This window comes from Bartonella sp. AP4SXKL (genome assembly GCF_042195845.1).
Classification (GTDB): Bacteria; Pseudomonadota; Alphaproteobacteria; order Rhizobiales; family Rhizobiaceae; genus Bartonella.
On record NZ_JBHIPA010000013.1, the window covers coordinates 43031 to 47358 of the forward strand.

Consider the following 4328-nt stretch of genomic DNA (forward strand, 5'->3'; position numbering starts at 1 on the left):
AAGACTACAGCACCCGTTTCCCTCCATAATGTTAAAGATGGGAAAATTGCTGAAGATTCGCATGATGCGATCAATGGGAACCAAATTAATAAAATATCTGGAGATATAGCAAATTATTTTGGTGGTGGTGCCTCGTTCGAAAATGGTGCTTTTAAAGGACCAAACTATAGTTTATCTGTTATTGTTGAAGATGGTCAGGTGGCAAAAGCCAATTATCATGATGTTGGCTCAGCTTTGAGTGGTCTCGATGCAAATGTGAAGAGTGTGAATAGTCATCTCACGAATGTGGTCAATAATTTTACACAACAAATCAATGATATTACACAAGAAGTCAAAGGGGATGCTTTGTTGTGGAGCAATGATGAGCAGGCATTTGTAGCACAGCATGGAGAGGAAAAAACCAATAGCAAAATTAAGTTTCTTGCCAATGGAGATATTTCTGCTAATTCAACCGATGCTATAAATGGTTCGCAACTTTATTTGATGAGTAATCAGCTTGCTGCATATTTTGGTGGTGGCGCTGGCTATAATAATGGAGAATGGACTGCTCCTACTTTCAAGATAGCACAATTCAAGGCTGACGGGAGCTCTGGTGAAAAGAAGGATTATCATAACGTTGCCAGTGCTTTTGACGGCGTAAGTGAGAGTATGTCTAAGATAAACGACCGTATTCAAAGTGTTGAAAACAATGTCTCGTCCAATGGTTTAAATTGGAATGAGCAGAAAAAAGCTTATGACGCTAGCCATGATGGTCAACCAAGTAAGATTATCAATGTAGCAGATGGTAAAATTGCAGAAGGTTCAAAAGATGCAGTCAATGGTGGACAGCTTTGGGAAACCAACGAACGTATCACTGGCGTTGAAAAAGATATTAAGCATATTGAAAACAGAGTCGACAATATTTCCACTACGGTTACGAATATTGGTGAAACGGTTTTCAATATTGAAGACAGAGTTGATAATATTGAGAACACGGTTAATAATCTTTCTGATGGTGCAGTTAACTATGATAAAGATGCTGATGGTAAAAAAACCAATAAGATCACTCTAAAAGGTGGCAACGAAAGTGAACCTGTTATGATTGATAATGTTGCCAATGGTCGCATTGAACAAGGTTCGAAAGAAGCTGTGAATGGTGGTCAACTACATGATTACACTCAGCAACAGATGAAAATTGTTCTCGATGATGCAAAAAAATATACGGATAGTCGGGTGGATAATATTGTTATTAATGCCATTGATGATGCTGTTGATCGGTCTGACCGATATACAGATATGAAGTTTAATATTTTAAGTTATGACATTAAGAGCGTACGGAAAGAGGCAAGGCAAGCAGCCGCCGTTGGTCTAGCAGTATCCAACCTACGTTACTTTGACGAGCCGGGATCTTTGAGTGTCTCATTTGGTAGCGGCGCATGGCGTGGACAATCCGCATTTGCCCTTGGTGCTGGTTATACATCTGAAAACGGAAAAATCCGCTCTAATCTCTCTGCCACGAGTGCTGGTGGTCATTGGGGCATAGGTGGTGCAATCACTCTGAAAATAAAATAATACGAACAACGAAAATAGAACAAAACATCCACCCTTATTTATTGAAATAAGGGTGGATATTTTTTTTTACAGACGCACAGTATTTATCTAGAGATAAGCATAATATTTGATGAGGCTATAAACTGTGAGGTTTTATAGAAGATTTTTCTATATTTTGTTGAAAAAAGATCACAGTAGAATCCATATTGCTAAAAAGCTATATTTTTATGTTGCTATTTTCTTGAACAGCCTATAGCAATATGGGAGTGTATATTAGTAAGACTCATTTTGATAAAATAATTCAAAGGGGGATAAGTAGTGCGTAAAGATAAAAGGTACATCACGGGACCGCGCATATATCATTATATGATATATTAAAAAGAAAAAATCCAACTAAAAAGCCAGTTATCCAAGGAAAACTATATTCCGGACATATTACAATTTCTTTTTACTTTACTTATTATTAATAAAACCATGCTTTCTAATAAAAATAAAGTCTATAATTAGGAAAATACATACTAAAACCTAGTACAAAGGATTTTATAGTAACCACTACCAAGTAAAATGTAATATTAAATATAAAGACCCCTTTTTAGTTAGAAAAAACAGCACACTAAAAAACTTAGACTCTAAATGTGTCATCTTTATGTCCACAAAACATAATCAAAAAGACAAACATTTAGGTCTCAATACAAAGAGCACAAACAAAACAAGACTAAAGACTCAAAATGTTCACACTCTAAGCAATGATCGTCTACTCTGAATTCCAAAGACATCAATAATGCTAAAATGTGTCTTTTTTATGTTTTGGAGGTGTTTTTAAGTTTTTTCATTGGAGAGTTTGTTATGAAAAAATTATATGCCCCACAAGCAGCGAGTGAATTAAAACGTTCTCGTTTTTCTTTTGTTAAAGTTCTTTCGTTGGCTATAGCGGCTACATTCTTATCGAATGTTACGCCTGTTTTTTCAGCAAATCCTGATTTTAGAAACACGTTTCTTGAAGGTGTAAAAAGTGCCGGTGTGTCTTATCCACAAAGCCTTCTCTCTGTTGCTGGTTTGAATGCTTCTGAAGATTACGCAAATTTTTTAACCAAAACCCTTTCTGGTAAGAGAGATAAGAGTCCTATCGTAAATGTTTTGACAGAAGGTAGCCGTTCTGCGCGAGTTGGAAATGTTGGTGATAAGAAAGTGCCACAGCTTACAAGAATAGCGGTTAACGATAAAAGCATGAGTGCGGATAATATTGCTGTGCGAAAATTGCCAAAAACATTTGTTAAAAAAGGGTGGATGCTGCCTGTTGAGGACGATAATAGTGATGATATTTTGCTGTCTGGCGTTAATAGTTTAGCAAGGAGGGTGAGTACGTATGCAACTAATGATGATATAAAAATAGGAAAAAATCAGAATGCGAATGCCATTAATATTATTGCTATTGGTAACGGCATACAGACATATTCACAAAGTAATCTGTTTGAAGGTGTTACTATTGTTGGCAACAGCACGAAAGACTACGCTTCTGCTGCCACCATTGTTGGTGCATGGGCAGAAGTGAAAGAATCGGGCGGTGTTGCGCTAGGTTACAATTCTGTCGCCGATAGGGCTAGAGGTGTTTTTGGCTATTCTCCTAATAAGAAAGCGAATGCAACAGGTACTGAAGTTCAATGGAAGAGTGTTTATGGTGCCATGAGTGTTGGTAATCTCAGCGAGAAGGGAACGCGACAAATTATAGGGGTAGCAGCTGGTTCTGAACTGACTGATGCAGTAAATGTTGCGCAGATAAAGTCATTACAAAATTACGTAGATAAAGGTTGGCAGCTGTCTGTTGGTGGTGCAGATGCTACAACTATCGGTATAGAGAGCAAGATCGATTTATCAGCGGCAAGTGAAAATCTTCAAATTAGCAAAGGCAAAGATAATAATAATATAAAATTTGATCTAGCTAAGGAAATCGCAGTCAATAAAGTAACTGCAGGAAGCAATACCCTAGACGCAACAGGCTTAGTGATTACAGGTGGACCGAAAATAATCATTTCTGGGATAGATGCTGGGGGTAAAAAGATTACAGGAGTGTCTGATGGCACTGGAGCGAACGATGCAGTTAATTTTTCACAGTTAAGCAAAACCAATGAGAGTCTTTCGTCCACAGCGAGAAATCTGGAAACGGCTATGGCGAATACATCAAAATATTTTGGTGGAGGTGCAGGAGTTGCTGGTTCTGCTATGACGGGACCAACTTATAACTTATCCAAGATTGATACAAAGGGTAATATAACAGAGGGCTCTTTTAAAAATGTTGGTAGTGCATTTACTGGTCTTGATACAAATATCAAGAATGTGAATGCACGGATTAAAGAAGTTTCTGAAGGAGTAGCACAGGATTCTTTGTTATGGAATGATGAGGTCAATGCCTTTGTAGCGCGTCATGAGAAGAAGCAAGAAGAAAAAGGCAGAGTTGTAAGGACACAGGAAAACAGTAGAATTACGTTTCTAGAAAAGGCTGAGATCAGCCCCGGCTCAACGGATGCTGTCATTGGTAGTCAACTTTATGCAATGGGTAACACGCTTGCAACCTATTTTGGTGGAGGTGCTGGATATGATGAAGTGGGCATATGGAAAGCACCGGATTTCAAGATCAAGCAGTTTAGTGAGGATGGTACTTCTTTTGACAAGAATTATAAGAATGTAGCTGATGCACTTACAGGTGTTGGAAGTTCTATCACGAATGTTCAGAATAAATTGACTGAACAGGTTAATAATGTGATTACCAAAGTGGAAAGCGAGAGCTTTGTTCAGCAAGA

General features: G+C 37.8%; 1 protein-coding gene and 1 pseudogene. Both read left to right on the top strand.

Translation table 11 applies throughout. The features are described 5' to 3' along the window. Window positions 1-1551: Vomp family autotransporter (locus ACFIMI_RS07620; RefSeq protein WP_375685957.1), on the top strand; the 1551-nt coding region annotated here is incomplete at its 5' end. A gap of 825 nt (window positions 1552-2376) precedes the next feature. Beyond that, window positions 2377-4328 (top strand): annotated as a pseudogene (locus ACFIMI_RS07625) (hypothetical protein); the annotation flags it as partial.